The following is a 19,453-nucleotide window of genomic DNA, read 5'->3' as shown; positions in this document are numbered from 1 at the left end:
GAATGCGTGGGCCGACGTCCAACGTTGCCACCAGCTCAACAAAGCCATTCTGCAACAGCAGGTTGTTTTGCCATCCACAATAGGGAATCACCTTATGCATTTCAGTGATGCACTGGCAGGGTGTGTTACGGGGACCACGCTTCGGCCTTCATCGCTGTTCATCAAGATTTCGCATTGCAGGAGCACGCCGGCCCATGTGTCGAATCCGATGCGTGACGGGATGAATCTTCCGGTCCCTGGAGCCCTTCCAATGAACGCGAAACCAAAATTTTGCCTGTCGAACGTTTCATGCTGGAATGCGAAGACATCAAGCTCCCTCAAGCATGCAGCAATTCACGCACACTTCAATTATTTTTTTGAATGACAATTTACTTGGTTTCGGATTATCGAATCCTCTGCACCTGGATCAGATTTCATTCCAGGAAGCGGATTGGCCTGACTTTGAAATTCGGGATCCGACGTGATCTCTTCGGGGCCCTATGTCTATGCCCGTTCGCGGATGCAGTGACTCTCCGCCATCAACAGTGGGAGACACCCACTTTCCCAGCCAATATGCTCATGGCATCCTCTTGTGCCCTTTGCCCCTGCGGCGCGCGCTTTGGGGAGACATTGCCGGAGTCCATTCATGCAATGCCAGCGCCGCAGCACCCAAGGCTCCGCAGAATTCACCCATGGTGGAATTGACCACCTCGGTTGACAGACCTAACGGAGCGAGCTTGGAGTTTACGGTCTCGTTCACACGCTTGCAAAACACATCCCCGAGAAGTGTCACCAGTCCCGACAAAATAATCTTTGAAGGATTGAGGGCAAAAGACAGATCAGCCACGGCTTCACCAAGAACCCGCGCCGTCTCTTCGACAACGGCAATGGTCATCCTATCGCCCTGTTGTATGGCCTGGACAACATCATGAATGGTTATCACCTGCGGTCTTGGTTTGAGTACGGACTGCTCTCCCGCCTGCAATGCACGCCCCAAGGCGAGCGGAATCGCCCTGACTGACGCAACATCCTGCAGTTCAAGGGTCGAACTGTTCTTGGTATTCTGTCCTCCCAGAATATATGACGCCATGCGTCCCCTGACCTCCGGGCAGCGCCACCTCCCTAGCTCCCCTGACGCGCCCTGACCGCCCCTGCGCAGCTGTCCGTCAAGCACAATTCCAACGCCAATGCCGCTCCGAACGCCAATGCAGATGAAATTCTGAACGCTGCGACCCTGACCGAACCACAACTCGGCAAGAGCCATGGATCGAGCGTTGTTTTCAAGGTAGACAGGAACTCGAAAACGCGTTGAGAGACGAGCGGCTAGCGGTACATTTTGCCAGTTTGGAATATAGTTATACTGAACGGCAATGCCTTCGGCGGCGTTGACGATACCGGGGACCCCAACACCGATCGCCAAAAGCGCCGCGGGATCGGAAGGGAGCACCTGTTCAATGATTTGCTCTATTTTGGCTATGATCTTCTCAACGGTGTCGCCTTTCTCAATGAGCATCCGATCACTTCGCAGCGGCCGATCAGCGAAGTCGACTGCTGTCGCCATGATATGGCTTGCCTCAAAATCCACCCCAATGAACTGCCCTCCATTGGGATTCGTCTGCAGGATTCTTGGCGGACGCCCTCCGGTTCTTTCAGCGGGCACGACCTCCAAAACGAATCCATCCTCGATCAATCGGTCTACATATGTGCCGATCGTGGATGGCGCAAGACCAAGGACTCGGGCGACTTGAACCCGGGAAATCCCATTTCCGGATCGCACGCACTTAAGGATGCCCGATTCCAATTCAGACCTCTGTACGGCATTCAGTCTCATCGCGATAATTTGAGGAGATTCGGTTTCCTTTCGGATCAAGCGCAAGCCCAGAAACAAACGCGCCTGCTTGACGCGCCACTGCCCCATTCGGATCCAATTGTGCGGACACCTGCGAGACGCGCGAACCCAAACGCATCAAGCGGAAAACAGGAAGAATAAGCTTGTATCTTGATAAATTTATTTCCACTTTCGAAAAAACAATTGATTTCATCCTGAACCCCTGTCGCAAACCGCGCCTGTGCGCTTACGGAAATCCCGCCGTTTTCTCTCTGATGCAGTTGTTTCGATCCAGTGCCACGGGAATCGTGGAGAAACACCCCGAACTTGAGTTGTCTTCCTAGCCTATGTCTCGATCAGAAATCCGATTTGGTCTTGTTGGGTTCGGCGCGTGGGGCCAGCACCATGCGCAGGCTATTGCCTCGACCCCCTGCGCCAGGCTGGCAGCCATCACCGCACGGTCCCAGGCATCGCGCGACGCCGCGCGTCAAGCGCATCCTGACGCAAAGATTTATTCGGACCACCGCCAGATGCTGGATGCCGAATCTCTGGATATTGTGGACGTCGTCACACCCAGCCACACGCATCTGGAGATCGCATCCGACGTCCTGAATTCAGGTTGCCACCTGCTGCTCGAGAAGCCAATGGCCCTGAAAATCGAGGACTGCCGGACCTTGATTCACCTCGCGGAGAAAAAGCGCGTGCAACTGGCGGTTGGACATGAATTCCGACTCTCCTCCCAATGGGGCGAGATCAAACGCATCCTGGCCGCCGGTACAATCGGCGACCCCCAGTACGTGCTCGTCGAGCTTCTCAGAAAGCCCTACCGGCAGGGCGCCGGGGGTTGGCGCTATGACCGTTCGCGGGTCGGAAGCTGGGTGTTGGAGGAGCCGATTCATTTTTTCGACCTCGCCCGCTGGTACCTCGAACCGGCCGGCAATCCGATCGAACTCTACGCCTACGGAAATTCGAGGGATAGGTCTCGCGCCGACCTGTATGACAATTTCTCGGCGATGTTCCGTTATCCGAACGGTGCCTATGCGCTTGTATCACAAACTCTCGCCGCGTTTGAGCATCATCAAACGGTCAAGATCTCCGGAACCCGGGGCGCCGTCACGGCGTCCTGGAGTGGAGCGCTGGATCGCGCCTCAAAAGCCGAATGCACGCTTCGCGTCTTTGATGGGTCCGTCTTGACCGACATCCCGTTGACAAAGCCAAGCGGCGAGGTGCATGAGTTGCGAACGGAGATCGAACAATGCATGAAAATGGTGCGAGGCGAGGCCGCACCAACTGCGACAGGGAGGGACGGTCTCTGGTCAGTCGGTCTGTGCTTGTTGGCGGAACAGTCGATTCGAGAGCGACGTCCGATCATGATCACCGATCAGCTGCAGGCATAACCGCCGAGGCAAGCGAGCTCCCGCAATGGACAACGACTCGCAGACGCCCTCGCCTTCAGTGCCTTCCGAGGCGGAAAAACCATGGTACACGGGAGTCTCGCGATTCCAGTGGGTTGTCCTCATGGTCACGTCGCTCGGCTGGATTTTCGACGCTTTTGAGGGCCAGCTCTACAATATCACGCGGGGCGACATGCTGCCCGACCTGCTGCGAACGGCCAATCCCGGCATCACCCCCGCGGAAATCGCCACGCAGACAAGCATCTGGGGCGAACGTTTCCTCGGCATCTTCCTGATTGGCGGCACACTCGGCGGATGGATCTTCAGTTCCCTCGCGGATCGCTTCGGACGGCGTCCGGTCATGGCCGTGACGATCCTGTGCTACAGCGTCTTCTCGGCCCTGACGGCGTTCGCAACGGATCTGTGGCACGTCGGCGTCCTCCGATTCACGGTCGCCATGGGTGTCGGTGGAGAATGGGCCGTTGGTGCGGCGCTGGTTGCCGAGGTGTTCTCAAAGCGGGCCCGTGCCCAGGCCGGCGGGATTTTCCACGCCTCGAGTGTCGCCGGAATCTGGCTCGCCGCGGCAGCCGGCCTCGCTGTCGGTTCACACTGGAGGGCCGCCTACCTCGTGGGCATCATCCCTGCGCTGCTCGTGCTCTGGGTCCGCACGCACATCAAGGAACCCGAGGTGTGGCAAGAGGCCAAGGAGAAGAAGGCCAGGCACATGGGCAGCTATCGCGAGCTGCTCGGTGGACGCTGGCGGATGCGCGCCATTTTCGGCGCACTGCTTGCGATGGTCGGCCTGGCGACGTTCTGGGGCGTCGTCGTCGCCGGCCAGAACATTGCTGAGGACCTGCTGCTTCGCCTTGGTGAACCTGCTGCCAAGGCGTCCAGTCACGCCAAGATCGCCTTCGGTTTCATTGAAACCGGCGGGGCCGCCATCGGAATGCTGGCCATGGGGCCTCTCTGCGCGCGCATCGGCAGACGCGGTGCGTTCCTGCTCATGCATCTCGCCGCCTTCATCATGACACTTGCGGTATGCTGGGTACCGTATCTCTATGAGAGTTACGGTTTGCTGCTCGCATTGCTGCCCGCCCTCGGGTTCTTCGGGCTCGGCATTCACGCGGGTTACGCCGTTTATTTTCCGGAACTGTTTCCGACCCATCTTCGAGCAACCGGAGCGGGTTTCTGCTTCAACACGGGCAGGATTCTCGCGGCACCGGTTCTCATCTGGATCTCGGCATGGGCGAAGTCGACATTCCCGCTGCCTGTTGCCGTTTCGGCTCTCGGTTGCTTCTTTTTGCTCGGCGCAGTCGTGCTGGTTTTCCTTCCGGAAACAAAGAGGATGGATCTCGTTCAGGACTAGCTGATTTGAAAAGATGGCCCTCCTATGAAACCTCCAAAACTCCTCCTGCTCCTTCTTGCATCAACTCTCGTCATCAGCTTGCGCGCTGAATCGACGGCTTGGCGAACGCTGTTCAACGGCAGGGATCTTTCAGGATGGGAAACCTATCTGGCAACCCCACACCCATCCGTCAAATATCCCGGAGAGGTCCGCGGTGCTCAGGGTGCCCATGCCGGGCCGGTGGGCATCGGCCGTGATCCGACCGGCGTGTTCAGCGTCGTAAGCAAGGACGGCAAGCCGGCGATCCGCATCAGCGGGCAGATTTTCGGTGGCCTCGCGACGCTGGACTCGTTCACCAACTACCATCTTCGCATGGAGATGCGCTGGGGGGAGTTGCGCTGGGCGCCGCGAAGTGACCGTCCTCGTGACGGAGGGCTTCTGTATCATTCGCACGGAACCTGGGGTGGAAGCCTGGGAAAGGTTTGGATGCCATCCTTTGAATATCAGATTCAGGAAAACGACATGGGAGATTTCTGGGCGATCAACACGGCTGCGATGATCCCGGCACGCCGGCTTCCGTCGGGCGACTGGATCTTCGATGACGCCGCCGGACTCCAGTCGTTCAGCCAGCCCGGTTCTCCGCGGCGATGCAGACGCGGAACAGACGGCCTCGAGCATCCGATCGGTTCATGGAACGTCATCGAACTCGTCTGCCTGGGAGACGAGAGCTGGCATCTGGTCAACGGAACGATCGTCATGCATCTTCAACAACTGAAAAAGCGCGTGGGTGACGCGTGGGTGCGGGCTGAGGCTGGCAGGATCCAGATCCAATCCGAGGGCGCGGAGCTCTTCGTCCGCGCGATCCAGGTGCGACCAATTCGTGACCGCTCCGATTTCCCTTCCATCGCTTCCCCCCGCCAGTGACAAAAGCATGGGCACATGGCGAAGCGAAGATCACTCTTTCGAATGTCAAACTTGAACATGCCCGTCATCACATGCCTATCAGCCGTAGAGATTTTGTCTGGAGCAGCGCTGTCACCGGTTCACTGCTTGTGCTGCCGGGAGCGTTTGCTGCCAACCCAGGCGCCCCACTGAACAGTCGGCTCCAACTCGCGTTGATCGGGGTCAGCGGGCGCGCAAAAGCGGCCTTGGACTCGCTGCGCAGCGAGCAGTTCGTCGCCTTCTGCGATGTCGACATCGAGCGAGCGCGCCATGACGTCGAGGCCGATGTGCGAACCAAGGGCATACTTGGACGCTTTCCCGACGCAAAATGGTTCCACGACTACCGGGAGATGTTCGATCAGATGGCAGACCAGATCGACGCGGTCCTGATTGTCGTGCCGGATCACATGCACTTTCCGATCGGCATGGAGGCGATTCGACGCAGGAAGCATGTCTTCATTGAAAAGCCGCTGTGCCGCTGCGTCACCGAGGTTCGCGCACTGCACCAGGCGGCGAAGGCAGCCGGAGTCATTACGCAGATGGGCAACCAGGGACGTGCGGCCGATGGCATTCGGCTGGCGCGTGAATGGGTGCAGGCGGGTCTGCTCGGCACGGTTCGGGCTGTCCACGCCTACACGAACTGGCCGAGCGAAATCTATTCCCATGAGCCCTACCTCAACGACGCCGCCGAAGCTGAGACGCCTCCTCCATCCCTGCGATACGACCTCTGGCTTGGCGTCGCACCGGAGCGTGCCTACCTGAAGCGACGCAGCCACCGCTACTGGCGCGGCCATACCGACTATGGCTGTGGAGCGCTCGGCGATTGGGCGTGTCACCAGTTCGACGCCGCATTCTACGCACTCGATCTCGATTCGCCGGAAAGTGTCGAGGCGCAGAGCACGCAGGCGAAAGCCTTCACCTTTCCCCAGGTCAACACGCTCACCTATCGGTTTCCGGCCCGGGGCAAGCGCGCGGCCGTCGAGCTCAAGTGGTTTGACGGCGGCATGTTCCCCTCCGAACCCACCACCGGCTTTCGCTTCGGAACATCCGGCGGCAGCGTGTTCTATGGAGACAACGGCATCCTAAGGGTGGCGTCGCACAGTGCCAGCGCACGACTCGTCCCCGAGCCATGGATGCAGGCGATGGCACCCACGCTTCCTCCCAAGACCATTCCACGCATCCCGGCGGGCAATCCGCACAAGGAATGGGTGAACGCGATCCGGACCGGCGGGCGATGCGGCTCGGATTTCGACTATGCGGCGCCGCTGGCGGAAACCGCACTTCTGGGAGTCGCGGCAGTCCGTGCCAGGGCTCGGCTGCGCTGGGATGCCCAGGCGATGAAATTCACCAACAACGATGATGCCAATCAGTTCATCGGTCCCGGCTACACCTACCGTCCGGGATGGGGAGTGTAATAGTCCCTCGCAACGATCGAGCAATCCTCGAAGAACGCACGCAAAGGGCGATTCCGTTCGCTGTGTCGTCGATGACCTGGGCTGATCCTGGAAATTGTATGCCTCGGGCTTGCCATGACATTCTGATCGTCAAGCGTGGGTCGCAATGCTCCCCGCATTTCCTGCACGCGGATCCTCGCTCGGTCACGCCAATGGCTGCCACCCCATGGTTTGGATTGAGTCCGAGGGCGCGGCTGCTTTGGAGCCTATCGCCGATCGGCTGGTGGCGATACCGAAAAGCTAGCGTAATATCCCGGACCCTATTCACGGTCCTGCAGTATTGTCTGAATCCCCGAGGGAGGAAACCTATCACGCTTCTCCACCAAGGCCGGTGCATGCGACCAAAGTGATTGGCAGATCGGCGGCTAAAATGAAACCGTGGTGGTCAGACGGATGGTCCGAGGCTCCTGAAAATATACCCTGCGAAGCGCTGTATAAAAATTGTTGTAGCGGGCCGGCAGGGCTTTGTCATCGTCCAGGACATTATTGATGTTAAGTTGGATGGACAGGCCGAGGCTTCGACCACGCCAGAAATCCCTGATGCGTGTCCGATAACCGAGCAGCAAATCGACTTGGAAAATCGGGTCACCCCAATAATCGGTTCCGGTGGACTGATTTCGCTGATTGAAGCTCTTGCTTTGATAGCGAAGCCCGCCGCCAACCAGAAAACCCTTCAGGCGACCGGAAGCGAAGGTATAACGAGAAAACAGGTTCGCCTTGTGCGGTCGCTTCCCAAAGCCAAGCTCATTGGCGGCCCGATTCAACTCCATGTCACGGAACAGCACCTGGATTTCGTCCTCGATCGAGCCCTGGCTCCCGGAAAAGGCGCTCGTGGAGATCTGCGCCGGAGCCAAGTTGGCAGCTTGGATCTTGCTGCGCCAGAATGCTTCCTCAACCCGCATCCCCGCCTCCGCGGCGGTGAAGTAATTGTCGATCGCCTGATCCGTGTAGGAATAGTTCAACTGCAGGCTCCAGTGATCTGTCGGATTCGCGGTCAGCGAGACCTCGATGCCTTCGGATTCCGAATCGGCCAATCCGGCGTTCCCTGTAACGAGATGTGCATCGTATTCAGCTTGGCTGATCACCTGCCGCTGCAGCATCGCATCGAGAATCCGGGTTGAGCCCGCTTCAATGCCACCGCCACCGGGCAAGGTCTGGTCCGAAGAATGGGTCTCGTAGCGATTGACTCGTAGATACGCGCGGTTTCCAAGCTGAAATCTCACTCCGTAGTCACGTCCCCTCCCTCTCGTGTTCGGTGGTGTGAGGCCGTCCGGGATCAAAATGACATTCAAAAACTCCGGCTGACCCATGTTGCTCGATTCATTGTAGGAGACGGAAATCTGGCTGGTTGCATGGAAGACAACACCCAGACTGCGGGTGATCGGCTTCAACCGCTGCTGCTCCGTCACGTCGGTGCTGAAATCCCATTCGTTGAGGAGACGTTCACCTGACGCAATTCGCGCGTCACCAGCCCGCACACGCTGGGCAATGTACCGCGTGCTGGTCAGATCGTCGCGCCGATAGCCAAACAGGACGGACACCCTATCGTTCCAGAAATAGCTTTGCGCAGCGAGCATCCAGGTGTCGGTATCCCGCTGGCTTCGATTCTGACCGTTTTGATTCCGCGTGACGAAGCGCGACACATACTCCCGTCCGCCGATCGTTGCGGTGAACGGATTGTCCGCTCGACCCGGATAGTAGGTGTCAAACTGGCCAAGACTGAGGTAATTTCGGCGATAGAGCAGATTCGCCGCCGCATCGGGATTCGGGTTGCTGATCGGAACCCCGTTTCGATCGACCAGGACTTCGGCGTTTATCCGGCGCTGCACCAGCGTGCTGTCCGACTGCCACATCCCGGCTAGGCGATGATTTCCAAACCATTTGCCCAAATCCAGATTGTAGGAGGCCGTAACCCGCCAGGACTCGGTATCGTAGAAGATCGTGTCCTTCAGCCAAGGCCGCTCCATGTAAAACGCGCCGGCATAACGATTGGCCGCAGCGCCCCCTCCGTTTACCGGAACGCTCAAATTGGGATCTGCCATCACGTTGGTGCGGCTGAGTGGTATGAAGCCGGCATCATCGTTCCACATCTTATTGTACGCGGCCTCGATCGACAGATCGTTGCCGATCCGCTGCTCCCAGAAAACCCGTGTCTGTCGAAGATCCTGTTCACCAACGGCACCCGGACCCGTCTGGCTGATGTTGTAGGGAAAGAAATCCTTCGGCGCCATCGTCTCACCCGCACGCTGGGCTGCCGGTATTGCCAGGTTCTCGAAAGTGCTGATCAGGGTGTTTTTCGCGTCGAAATACGTTCCCGTGTTCTCGACGAACGTATGGTGCGTCGCGGCCACGTTGTTGATGCCGAGAGGGCGATCTGTGGCCGCCGTGAAGCCATTCTTGACGACCGACCCGGCCGATACCCAAAGCGAATATTCATCCATGGCGTTGAACGCGGGCGCTCCGAGCTGGCGCTCCGTTTCGCCGTCTTCATGCATCACACGGAACGTCGTGTTTTCAAATGGACGGTAGGTCGCTGCGACGGTACCGCGCCGTTGTTTTTGATTTTGAAAGCGACGCCAGGAATCCACCGACTCATCGACTCCCATGAGCCGCACCGCCAGCTTGTCCTTGAGCAAAACCTGATTAATATCGAGTTCGTTGCGCAGGCGATTCCAGGTTCCGACCTGCAGCCGATAGGTGAGCTCGCTGCGCCCCGTCAATGCCTGCTTGGAGGTCGTATTGACGACGCCACCGGCCGCGCCGAAGCCGAAGAGGATCGAGTTGGGACCGCTGACAGCCTCGAAACGGGCGACATTGTAGTTGTCGTCCGCGATCCTGGATTCGAAGAAATCCATGGCACGCGATCCGGATATGTTTCGGATCCGGAAACGCGCCCCCATGGTTCCCTTGTCCACTCCGGAAAAAATGGCCGCATCCATCGTCGGCGTCGCGTCGTCCGTGTCGGTCTGGAAATTCGCCGAATACTGCATCACCTCCTCGAGGCTGTTGGCACCCAGGTCCCGGATGAACTCCGGGGTGAAGACCGCCACCTGGGCGGCGGTATCCCTCAAGTTGGTGTTCAGGCGACTGCCGGAGAGGCTGCTGCCCGCGATGTATCCGACATCCTGATCCGTACTGACCTCAAACGGGCTCAGCTTGTAGACCGTCGCGTCGTCACCGGCTGAGACGGAACCAGATGTCGCCTGTGCGGACAACATGCCGAGTGTCAGATGGAGCCCGCATCCAATGGTCAGCAGGTGATAGACACCGTGGAGAAAGATGCAGCGGTCGGATGGAGTATGGGTATTTGGAGCATGCATGGGGAAATTCCTTCTTCGCAAGAAATCACTCTCACGAGAAGCGTCGCCAGTCATGAATGAATGGCCGTTTTTTGTCTTTCCAAAAAACAGGGACTAAGTCTCGCAGTCAAGTGATTTTGACACTCCAAAGGCCATCGCCCCGGCGCTGACTTGCTGGAGTGTAGGGTGCCATTGGGGATGGCCTGTCTTTCCAGCAGTGAGCGGACGCCGGAACAAGATGATTCGCTGACTCCAACTGCCGAGCCGGCATCCGGTACCCGCGGTGGCCGTGACACTGCACTGACTGGATGTCTGGTTCAGTATTGGACTCCCAGAACCTTCAATTCACTCCTTCAGTGTCAGAGCCGCTTGCTTTCGCAGGACAACAGACACCGCGTTCGCCTGCCGAGGGCCCGGGGTGCTGCGTCCGTTGTCCACAATCCCCTGCAACTGGCGCTCCATTTTCCTCACCAGCTCCGGATGTTCGCGATAGACATTATTCGCTTCGGCAATGTCATCGCCGCCGATCTTGTAGAGCTGCGTTTCCGGAAGCCCTTTCTTGAGTGCCTCAACATCACGCGGCGCCGACCACCCGCCGCTTCCCGGACACAGCGCAAGTTTCCACACGCCCTCTCGTATTGCAAAAACTCCGTTGATCGAATGATGTACGATCACATCACGCGCGGATGCCCCCTTGCCAAGCAGGACCGATAGAAAGCTGAAGCTGTCTTCACCGGCATTCGGGGCAACGGGCGCTCCAACGATTTCAGCGCAGGTTGCAAAAACATCCGTCAAGCAGAGGAGTTGGTCGCTGACAGCCGGTCTTACTTTCGCAGGCCAGCGCACAAAGAATGGGATACGATGACCACCATCGAAGATGTCCGCCTTGTCGCCACGAAGTGGTCCGCTGACGGCATGACCCTTGTCGGCAAGGGTGTTGATGTCGGCAAGCGGTGAGCAGCCGTTGTCGCTGGTGAAAATGACCATCGTATTCGACGCATTGCCCGTGCGGTCCAGGGCGGCCAATACCTCGCCAACCGCCCAGTCGGTCTCCAGGACAAAGTCCGCATACAGGTTCAGACCACTCTTGCCGATCCATTCCTTCGTCGGTGCGATGGGTGTGTGGGGTGACGCAAACGGAAGATAGAGGAAGAACGGCTGGTTTGAGCGAGAGCGATCCTCGATGTAGCGTACCGCCTGGCGGGTCAGCTCGGGCAGCACATGCTCGGCCTCGAACCCGGGCGCGACCGGCCCCTTTCTCGTGGTCGGCTTGAAGACACCCGGATGCAGCGGAAACGTGCGATTACTGGGGACCGGCAATACGGTAACCCGGTCGTTCTCAAGAAATGTGTACGGCACCATGTCGAGTGATCCGGAGATGCCAAAGTACCAGTCGAATCCCGCCGTCAACGGACCCCTCGCAAACGGCTTCGAGTAGTCCACGTTGTAAACTTGATCGGGAGTCTCGATCATCAGTTCCGTCACCTGCTTGCCGGGGACTTTCACCCAGTCCAAGCCCAGATGCCATTTTCCCACGCAGGCGGTGTGATACCCTTTCGCTTTCAGGAGCGACGCGATGGTCTCCCGTCCCGGCTCAATCAGATAGGGGGAAAGCCCCCCCAGCACATCATGCTGCAACCGGCTTCGCCAGTTGTAACGCCCGGTAAGCAGGGCGTAACGCGAGGGTGAGCACACGGAGGAGGAAGCGTGTGCATCGCGAAACCGCACCCCCTCCGATGCAATACGATCCATGTTTGGCGTCTGGATCCTGCTTCCGGAATTGTTGGCTGACACGTCGCCATAGCCAAGATCATCGCAGAGAATGACAACGACATTGGGCTCCGAAACATCGGAGATTCGAGCTGCTTCAAGTGAAGTGATGAACAGAACGAACAGAAGAAATACTCTCATTCCAATGCCGGAGTTCGGAAGCAGTATTGAGGCCCGATCATGCTCCCCAAATTGTATTTTGCAAAGCAAAGCAACGCCTGTAGGAGCGATTCTTCAGCCTCGCGCAAACGCTCTTGTCTGTGTCTGCCAATTCGAGGCAATCCCACACAGCCTGCATGCGTCTTTTCCGGCAGCTGGCAAAGTCGGGCTACTCTAGCCGCCGAACCCAGATATTTCTGAATGCCACCGGACAGTTGTGATCCTGCAAGGCGATCGGCAATTCAGCCGCATGCGCCTTGTAGGCGGGCCGACCCCTGTTAAGTGTTGGCCCCCACAGTTCAAAGTTGTTTTGAACCAGGACTCCATTGAGGAGGACGGTTCCGCGAGCCGGTGCAATGAGTTCACCGTTCTTGGAGAATCGAGGGCGAATCCAGATGACATCATAGGATTGCCACTCCCCGGGCGCACGCGTCGGATTTACCAGCGGGGCGCTCTGTTTGTAGAAGGCACCGCACTGTCCATTCACGTAGGTGGGGTTGTCGCACGAATCCAATATCTGGAGTTCGTAAAGGTTCATGAAAAAGATCCCGCTGTTTCCGCGACTCTGCCCGGCCTTGTCAGGCATCAGCGGGATCCGGAACTCCAGATGGAGCTGAAGATCCCCGAAGGACTGCCTGGTCACTATCGATCCACTCTTCGGCTGAATGACCAGTGTCCGGTCTTTGACCAGCCAAGGGGCTGGCATTCCGGGATTCTTGATGGACGCCCATTCATGAAGGTCGTCACCGGAAAACAGGACAATGGCATCCGAGGGCGGCACCACTGGCGAAACGGCTACGATGGGAGGCACCGGAGCCCATACCTCTCCCTTGGATGCAGCATCTGCCTTGGGCGCGCCTTCGGGAGTCGCCGATTGCGCCAATGCCGCAGCCACGGAAAATGCTCCCATGGTCACAATGCGGAATCTGAAGAGAACATTCCGACAACGGGCAGGGATCTGAACCACTTCACAGGTGAACGGTATCATGAAAAGAGGCTGGGAAGACGCATTGATCTTCGCTGATGAATGAACAACTCGTTGATCTTAAATCGGAAAAACGATCGGCTCTTCTGAGTTCAAGGCGATCCTGAGCCGGACCATCATTCAATTCGAATGTCATCAATGTCGATGCGCCCAATGGGTCGCAGGAAATCCCAGCGACGAAACAAATAGTCCTGCGGATTCCGTGGAAACTCAATCGTCACATCATGCCATTTCCCATCCGGCCGCAGCTCCCCCGGCGCAAGGAGCAAAGGCGACGTCGCGCCCTCGTTCTCTCCTCCGGGGAGTTCGATTCGAAAGAAAAGCGAGGGCTTCATCTGCGGACCAGCCGCCTGTTTCGCAGATCCGCCAAATTCGATCGACGCTGTCACATGCGCTTTCCTCGGATCGTCGATTTCCGCTGCCAGAAGCAGGTGCGCGTGTTCATCCGTTGTCCGCACACGAAGGCGCAAACGCGAAGCTGGATTCGGAGTCCGCACCCAATCCAGAATCAAATCATGTTCATACGTGCGTTTGGGCGGAGTGGGTTCGAGCGCGAGAAACCGATTTCCATCCGGGTCGCGTCGGATCTCCGCCCATTTGAGTTCCTGGATGCCATCCGATGCATGCTCGAAGTCCTGCCGCACAGGCGCCGGTGGGGGCGCCGGCTCAAACAAGAGCAGCATGCCCTCTCCCGAATGAACCGTCAGGCTTCCCGCATGACTCTTTCCCTCCGGATCGTACATGAGCCTTGGCAATGCAAAGGCGCCTCCCGGACCATCGTGGGGAGCCACAAGCACCAGCCCTCGGGAGAACCTCCGCAGGTACAAAGCACCGGCCCGTTCAAAGGGGGCACCCGGCGACCCCATGTCCAAGTCACTGTCCGCAAACACTGCCAGTCCTCCGGTCCGCCCGGAATGGCTCGGGGTCTGGAAAGACGAGAGGTACTTGAACGATACATTGGGTCCCGCCACCAGCAGGTGGCACGCATAGAGGTAACGCTGCCACCGGTAGTCCTGCGCATAGTCCGAATAGGCCCAGGGTCCACGCGCGAAAAGAAGGAATTGTTTCTCAGGCGTGTCGCGTATGATCTCCAGGTAGGGGAGGATGTCATTGGCAAACGTCGATCCGGTTTCCTTCTGCCGGAGAGGGTCCAGCCCAAAATATTCCACCGCCGCGCAATCGGCAAAGGCGAGCAGTTTGCGCTGGTCAGCGACGGCGAGGTTCCTAACTGACGTCCATAGCCCGTTGTAGACCAAACGCCGGCGATTCAGCACCCTTTTGATTTCGGTGAAGGTGAGATCCATCCCCCTGCCATAGTCGGCATAGGCTGCGGGAAAATCCTGCCGATACCTCTCTCCAAGGAAATGCGGCGCCCGATGCGCAAGATCGAGTGCGACACCGTCGACACCAAAGCGATCAACCGCCTCGAGCAAACGCTCCGAAATCCATTCCCGGTAGCCGGATTGGGTCGGATCACCGTAGAGCGTGGCCCCACGGCGAAAGATGGCGCCTTGCGATGTGTGCAGCAGGAGAGGTCCAAGATTTTCGTATCCGTGCAGCACGCTGCCCTCGATTCGATGCGTCGTCGTCAGAAGCGCATTCGCGGACGCGTACACCAGTCTGGACACATCAGGCTTCACTTCCTTCATGCGGCGCATGATGGAAGCATAGTCGTCGGCGGGTGTCGGACCAAATTCTTGGCCGCGCAGAATGAACACAGTGGCGTGGGGCGCAATGAACTCAAGCGCCTGGCGGCTCAACACCTGGTTCGCGTCGGTGCCGATCCAAAAACCAATGTCGGATCTGGGCTGACGAACCGCGTCGCTGCCATCCGCGGCCGGCAGGCCAAGGATGAACACCGATACCCAGGCGAAACAAACGGGTCGTGGAGGCATCTTCACTTTGCGGGGAGGTAATACTGTTCCCAATGCAAGTCCGAGCATGGCCGCCTATCTCACGGTCGGAGCGGGAACCGAATGGAGCAATTTTCGCATGTCAGCGACCCGCATTCCAAACGCAGGATCGGCCGCCAGGTTGTGGTATTCATGCGGATCGGCTTGCGTGTCATAGAGCTGGATTCCCGGTTCGGTGCCTGTCCACTCAATGAAACGAAAGCGTTCAGTGGTAACCGCGGCGCCAACGCGCGCAGGGCCGTCGTTCAGGAATGTGAACGCCGGATATCTCCACGACGCGGAGGGATTGTCCAGGAGCGGCACGAGACTGTGGCCGTCCAGATGCTCGGGTGGCGTGAGTCCCGCGAGGGCAGCCAGTGTCGGATAAATGTCCATGAGCTCCACCGTTCGCCCGCAGGCGCTTCCATTGCCCTTCCGGCCCGGAACGCGCAGTATCATGGGGACGCGCGCGGCCTCGTTCCAGAGGGACATCTTGTGCCACAGCGAGCCTTCCGGGGTCTGGTGCTCACCAAGCTGGTAGCCATGATCGCTGATGAACACGACAACGGTGTTTTCCGCAAGATGCAGCCTGTCCAGCGTGGCCAGAAGCCTGCCCACCTGCGCGTCGACGAACGCAATGCATGCAAAGTACGCCGATACAATCTCGCGGCGGTGTTCGACTGTCATGCCAGCTGATCCCGGTTCGGGATGGATTGCCGGCTTCGGCACTCCATCGAGATGGCCAGCCGGCTCGGTCGGAAAGACAATGCCATCAGGCGGGCACAGATCGAAGTACTTCGAAGGGGCGACGTACGGGTGGTGCGGCTTCATGAAGCCGACGGCCAAAAAGAAGGGACGGGAATCCCGGGAAAGTTCCTCAAGCCAGGTGGAGGCGAGCTGAGCTTTGCGCCAGTCACCGAAATCCTCCTCCCGGCCCATGCTCCGGCCCCACATCAGATAGTTTTCCTTTTCTGGATTGAGTTTTTCACCATGCGCTTCCCTGAGGCGCTGACTCGCGGCGCGACGCTGAAATTCGTTTTCCGTGGGGTCATTGCTCAGGCATTCCGCCGCACGATCCCATTCCGACGCGATTTCCATCCCGTTGTGCATGATCTTGCCCACACGGGCCGTGACATAGCCGTTCTCCTTGAAAAAGGCGGGCAGCAGCTTGAACGGTGCGAGCACCACGTCTGCGCGAATCTTGAGGTCGAGCACACCCGTTGTCGCCGGCCATCGGCCGCTGAGAAAGGAGGATCGCGACGGACTGCACAGCGGAAACTGGCAGTAGGCCCGATCGAATCGAATTCCCGTGGCGGCAAGCTTGTCCAGGTTTGGAGTGTGCGCGGCCGTGCAGCCGTAGGTGCCAAGCTCGTTGTTCATGTCATCCGAAACGATGAAGAGCACATTCATCGGAGGTGCGCCAGATGCGGCCCCCGCCGGCGGGCCCATGAGGGACCCGAAGGCGATCCATGCGCAGACTGAGCAAAGCTGGTGCCAGGGTGATGATTTCATGTCACGGGTGTCGCGGCCACTGGGAGCTTGAGCCTCAGAACTTTATTGTTGCGGACGCCCGAAGCTCGCGCGGGGCCGATACACGAAAACTGTTGGGCATCCCGTTGGCCAGAAAGCCGCCAACAGCGGAGAAATTCGAGTCGTTCAGGAGGTTGCTCACGTTGACCTGAAGCGTCGTGTCTACGCCATGAAACTTCCTCGAATACCCGGCAAGCGCGCTATACAGGTGGAACGCGCCGCCAAATACATCGCGCTGAAGCACATTATTGTAGCCGAGGTAGCTCTGCCCGTAGAAGTTTGCGCCGATTCCCACAAAGGCACCCTTGGCGGGGCCGGTTGAAAAACGATATCGCGTGAAGACGTTCGCGGTGTAGTCCCGAACGCTCGATACCTGGGCGCCATCGCGAAAGCCGGCGATGAAGTTGTCCTGCGCCACCAGGCTTGTGGCGACTGTGGCGGGCGCCTTGCCGCCTATGGCGGCCGCCTTTGCAATCCAATCAGCACGATTGTCCGCGACGTATTTCCTGGTGTATGGCACGCCATTGCGCAGTTCAGACTTGGGGCGGCCCGCGTTGACCAGGAGCGTCCAGTTGCGCGTGAGATTGGCCAGAACCTCCATCTCCAGGCCGGTCGCGGTTGCGGTCTGGGAGTCCGCGGTGCTTCCGAATTGCGGCGGGTTGACCGGATAGATTGTACTGAGAATCCTGTTGATGTTCCCGATCGGGCTCGTGACGACGTTGTTGATCTCCTTCGTCTTGTAGTATGCGACTGATCCACTGATCCGACCCTCCATGAGGGAAAACTTCAATCCGGCATCGATGCCGCTTCCTATCCGTGTTGGAATCGGCTCACCGGTGAAGGTGGGTGCGGCGCCGCTGTTGACGGCGAACGTCTTGCTCGAGTTGGCATAGAGGCCGACATTGCGCAGCACGTCAAAGACCGCTCCAACCGAGGGTGATGTCAGTGTCTCGCGCGAACGCGAGGTGCGGCTGATCGAAAGCACGCGTTTTGAAACAGGATCAATCTGCGCGGTTTGATACCGGCGCCCGGTGTAGTAGTCGCGGCGCACTCCGGCGATCGAGTGAATGCGGCTGCTGGGCAGCCAGTCGCCCGCCGCTGAAATCTGAATCGAGTCGACCTCCGAATCATTGGCCCGTGGCAGCGCCTGACCCGGATAGGCGTAGTTCTCAAACGCCAAATCCGACCCATTGAAAGTGTAGGAGCGGCCGGGTTCAAAATCCAGCCAGCTCAGGCTTCGTTGCGTCAGGGGTGCCTTGACCGACACCGTGTTGGAGATGTCCGTGAGATCAGGGTTTGTGCCGTTTGTGCGGACAAGCTTGAAATAGCGCACGTCGCTGTCGGTGCGGCGAAAGCTTCCCATCAGGCCAATCTGCTGTCGGAACCAGGGACTTTTCCATTCATACACCCCTGAAGCGCGCGCTTCGACGCTGCGGCCAAGGTTGGCCTGATCACGAACCTGCTCGAGAGTGAACGGAGTCAGAAAATCGGGGTTCAGGTTGCTGCCGTTCAGGGTCACGCCCGTCGGAAGCACCCGGTTCACGTCAAAGAACAACCGGTTCGTGAAGGGAAGGAAAACATCGGCCTTGTCGTGCTGCACGCTGCCCGCGACTTCGAAAAAGAGGCTGTCCCCGACCTGCTGCTCGAGATAGGCGCTCACCGCGCTGAACTGATCGCGCAGGCGCGTGCCTATGTTACGCACGGCGTAGCTGAACCGCGGCGTGACGAAGGCCGTCGGCTTCCCATCGAGCTTTGCCGGCTCGTCGACCGGCGCCGGAGCCAGCGTCGTGTAGAAACTCGAAAGGAACGGTGTGATCGGGGAGGCATAGGTTGAGTCCGTGAGCGCGAGCCCGGTCAATGGCGTCACCCCAAGGCTCAAATGTGAGAGATCGAGTTGAACCCCGGTTGCGGCGACCAGACCCGTGCCTGGCACGATCTTCTGCCCCACTGTGTCCTGGGTGGCTGTGTGATTCCATGCCGAGGCGTTCTCCTTCACAAAAACGGTGGGATTGAGCGCGTCGCGCCGCCCCCATTCACCCTCGATGCGAATCTGCGTGTTCGCAGACGGCCTCCATGTCATGGTGCCATAGAGGCCGTCGCGATCATTCGTAAGATAGTCGCGCCATCCGTCGAGCCGCTGGCGGAGTGCGGTGATGCGAACCGCAAGGGACTGGCTGACGGCGCGGTTCACATCAAGTACGAGGCGGCCCTGCCCGCCGTAGCTGGACATCTGGAGCTGCGCGCGTGAAAAATCCCAGTCCTGGGCGCGTTTCGTCGAGACATTGACGATGCCTCCGAGGGACGCATCGCCAAAGACGAGTGCATTGGGTCCCCGGGAAACATCGAGGCGCTCCGTGTTGTAGGTGTCCGAGGTGATCACCGAGTAGAAGTAGTTGCGTGCAAGGGTGGCCTGCCGGATCCCGCGCACCCGCACGCTCGTCCCTCCAAATCCGGTTTCGGAAAATCCGTTTGTCACCTGCCCGCCTCCCTCGGGGTTTACATCGCTTTCGGTTGCGGCATACGAGTTCGGGGCCCATTTCAGCGCATCCTGAAGGTCGAACGCCCCGAGGTCGGAAAGCAGTTCGCTGTTGAGCACGGAAATGGACACCGGAGTGTTCCTGAGCTTCGTGGAAAGTCGTCCTCCGGACTGACTGTTGGTTGAAATGTAGCCGTAGTCGCGGGTCGACTGCACGGAGAAGGGTGAAAGTATGACCTCCGGTTCTTCCGTGGAAGTGGAGGTCTCGGATGCCGCGAACGTCCGGACGGAAGCCAGCGGAACGGCGACAAATGCCATGACGAGACACCAGGCGGTTTGTTTTGTTTTCATGGGGTCAGAGAGAACGCACCTTCAGTTTTCACGAGGAACAACAATGATT

At 58.7% G+C, this 19,453-nt stretch carries 12 protein-coding genes; 4 read left to right on the top strand and 8 right to left on the bottom strand.

Annotated elements, in window-relative coordinates; genetic code table 11:
- Nucleotides 1-556: 556 nt before the first annotated feature.
- A complete protein-coding gene (locus HS122_08310; GenBank protein ID MBE7538399.1) occupies nucleotides 557-1,867 on the bottom strand; it encodes an ROK family transcriptional regulator in 1,311 nt (436 codons plus the stop codon).
- Nucleotides 1,782-2,021 carry a hypothetical protein gene (locus tag HS122_08305; GenBank protein ID MBE7538398.1) on the bottom strand — a complete coding sequence of 80 codons (240 nt, stop codon included), beginning with the start codon at nucleotides 2,019-2,021 and terminating at the stop codon, nucleotides 1,782-1,784. Before HS122_08305 ends, HS122_08310 begins: the two co-directional genes overlap by 86 nt.
- 133 nt (nucleotides 2,022-2,154) lie before the next feature.
- Here HS122_08305 and HS122_08300 point away from each other — a divergent pair, with 133 nt between their 5' ends.
- The 4 genes from HS122_08300 (at nucleotide 2,155) to HS122_08285 (ending at nucleotide 6,903) form a co-directional block, all read left to right on the top strand.
- Nucleotides 2,155-3,204, top strand: a complete 1,050-nt coding sequence (locus HS122_08300; GenBank protein MBE7538397.1) for a Gfo/Idh/MocA family oxidoreductase — start codon at nucleotides 2,155-2,157, stop codon at nucleotides 3,202-3,204.
- A gap of 25 nt (nucleotides 3,205-3,229) precedes the next feature.
- Nucleotides 3,230-4,567, top strand: coding sequence for an MFS transporter (locus HS122_08295; GenBank protein ID MBE7538396.1), 1,338 nt, complete (start codon nucleotides 3,230-3,232; stop codon nucleotides 4,565-4,567).
- A gap of 24 nt (nucleotides 4,568-4,591) precedes the next feature.
- Entirely contained in the window at nucleotides 4,592-5,470 is an 879-nt protein-coding gene (locus HS122_08290; GenBank protein ID MBE7538395.1) for a DUF1080 domain-containing protein, read from the top strand.
- Between the two features lie 71 nt (nucleotides 5,471-5,541).
- The gene (locus HS122_08285; GenBank protein ID MBE7538394.1) at nucleotides 5,542-6,903 is read left to right on the top strand and encodes a Gfo/Idh/MocA family oxidoreductase; all 1,362 of its coding nucleotides are present in this window, start codon (nucleotides 5,542-5,544) and stop codon (nucleotides 6,901-6,903) included.
- Nucleotides 6,904-7,307: 404 nt separating this feature from the next.
- Here HS122_08285 and HS122_08280 read toward each other — a convergent pair whose 3' ends face one another.
- The 6 genes from HS122_08280 to HS122_08255 all read right to left on the bottom strand — a co-directional run bounded on the left by HS122_08280 (nucleotide 7,308) and on the right by HS122_08255 (nucleotide 19,404).
- Entirely contained in the window at nucleotides 7,308-10,262 is a 2,955-nt protein-coding gene (locus HS122_08280; GenBank protein MBE7538393.1) for a TonB-dependent receptor, read from the bottom strand.
- Between the two features lie 324 nt (nucleotides 10,263-10,586).
- Nucleotides 10,587-12,152, bottom strand: a complete 1,566-nt coding sequence (locus tag HS122_08275; protein MBE7538392.1) for an arylsulfatase — start codon at nucleotides 12,150-12,152, stop codon at nucleotides 10,587-10,589.
- 187 nt (nucleotides 12,153-12,339) lie between these two features.
- On the bottom strand, nucleotides 12,340-13,080 hold the full coding sequence (locus HS122_08270; protein MBE7538391.1) for a DUF1080 domain-containing protein: 741 nt from the start codon (nucleotides 13,078-13,080) through the stop codon (nucleotides 12,340-12,342).
- A gap of 191 nt (nucleotides 13,081-13,271) precedes the next feature.
- Nucleotides 13,272-15,050, bottom strand: a complete 1,779-nt coding sequence (locus HS122_08265; protein ID MBE7538390.1) for a hypothetical protein — start codon at nucleotides 15,048-15,050, stop codon at nucleotides 13,272-13,274.
- A gap of 54 nt (nucleotides 15,051-15,104) precedes the next feature.
- Nucleotides 15,105-16,559, bottom strand: a complete 1,455-nt coding sequence (locus HS122_08260; protein MBE7538389.1) for a sulfatase — start codon at nucleotides 16,557-16,559, stop codon at nucleotides 15,105-15,107.
- Between the two features lie 34 nt (nucleotides 16,560-16,593).
- Nucleotides 16,594-19,404 (bottom strand): TonB-dependent receptor, encoded by a 2,811-nt coding sequence (locus HS122_08255; protein ID MBE7538388.1) that lies wholly within the window; start codon nucleotides 19,402-19,404, stop codon nucleotides 16,594-16,596.
- Between the last annotated feature and the right edge of the window lie 49 nt (nucleotides 19,405-19,453).

The organism is Opitutaceae bacterium, assembly GCA_015075305.1.
GTDB lineage: Bacteria > Verrucomicrobiota > Verrucomicrobiia > Opitutales > Opitutaceae > UBA6669.
The sequence above is the reverse complement of the archived record's forward strand: the minus strand, read 5'-3'. Positions and strand labels throughout refer to the sequence as shown.

Coding starts and splice junctions, on each gene's coding strand:
- HS122_08270 (MBE7538391.1), bottom strand. CDS start 13,080: ATGGGAGCATTTTCCGTGGCTGCGGCATTGGCGCAATCGGCGACTCCC.
- HS122_08260 (MBE7538389.1), bottom strand. CDS start 16,559: ATGAAATCATCACCCTGGCACCAGCTTTGCTCAGTCTGCGCATGGATC.
- HS122_08275 (MBE7538392.1), bottom strand. CDS start 12,152: ATGAGAGTATTTCTTCTGTTCGTTCTGTTCATCACTTCACTTGAAGCA.
- HS122_08290 (MBE7538395.1), top strand. CDS start 4,592: ATGAAACCTCCAAAACTCCTCCTGCTCCTTCTTGCATCAACTCTCGTC.
- HS122_08265 (MBE7538390.1), bottom strand. CDS start 15,050: ATGCCTCCACGACCCGTTTGTTTCGCCTGGGTATCGGTGTTCATCCTT.
- HS122_08300 (MBE7538397.1), top strand. CDS start 2,155: ATGTCTCGATCAGAAATCCGATTTGGTCTTGTTGGGTTCGGCGCGTGG.
- HS122_08295 (MBE7538396.1), top strand. CDS start 3,230: ATGGACAACGACTCGCAGACGCCCTCGCCTTCAGTGCCTTCCGAGGCG.
- HS122_08285 (MBE7538394.1), top strand. CDS start 5,542: ATGCCTATCAGCCGTAGAGATTTTGTCTGGAGCAGCGCTGTCACCGGT.
- HS122_08255 (MBE7538388.1), bottom strand. CDS start 19,404: ATGAAAACAAAACAAACCGCCTGGTGTCTCGTCATGGCATTTGTCGCC.
- HS122_08280 (MBE7538393.1), bottom strand. CDS start 10,262: ATGCATGCTCCAAATACCCATACTCCATCCGACCGCTGCATCTTTCTC.
- HS122_08305 (MBE7538398.1), bottom strand. CDS start 2,021: ATGAAATCAATTGTTTTTTCGAAAGTGGAAATAAATTTATCAAGATAC.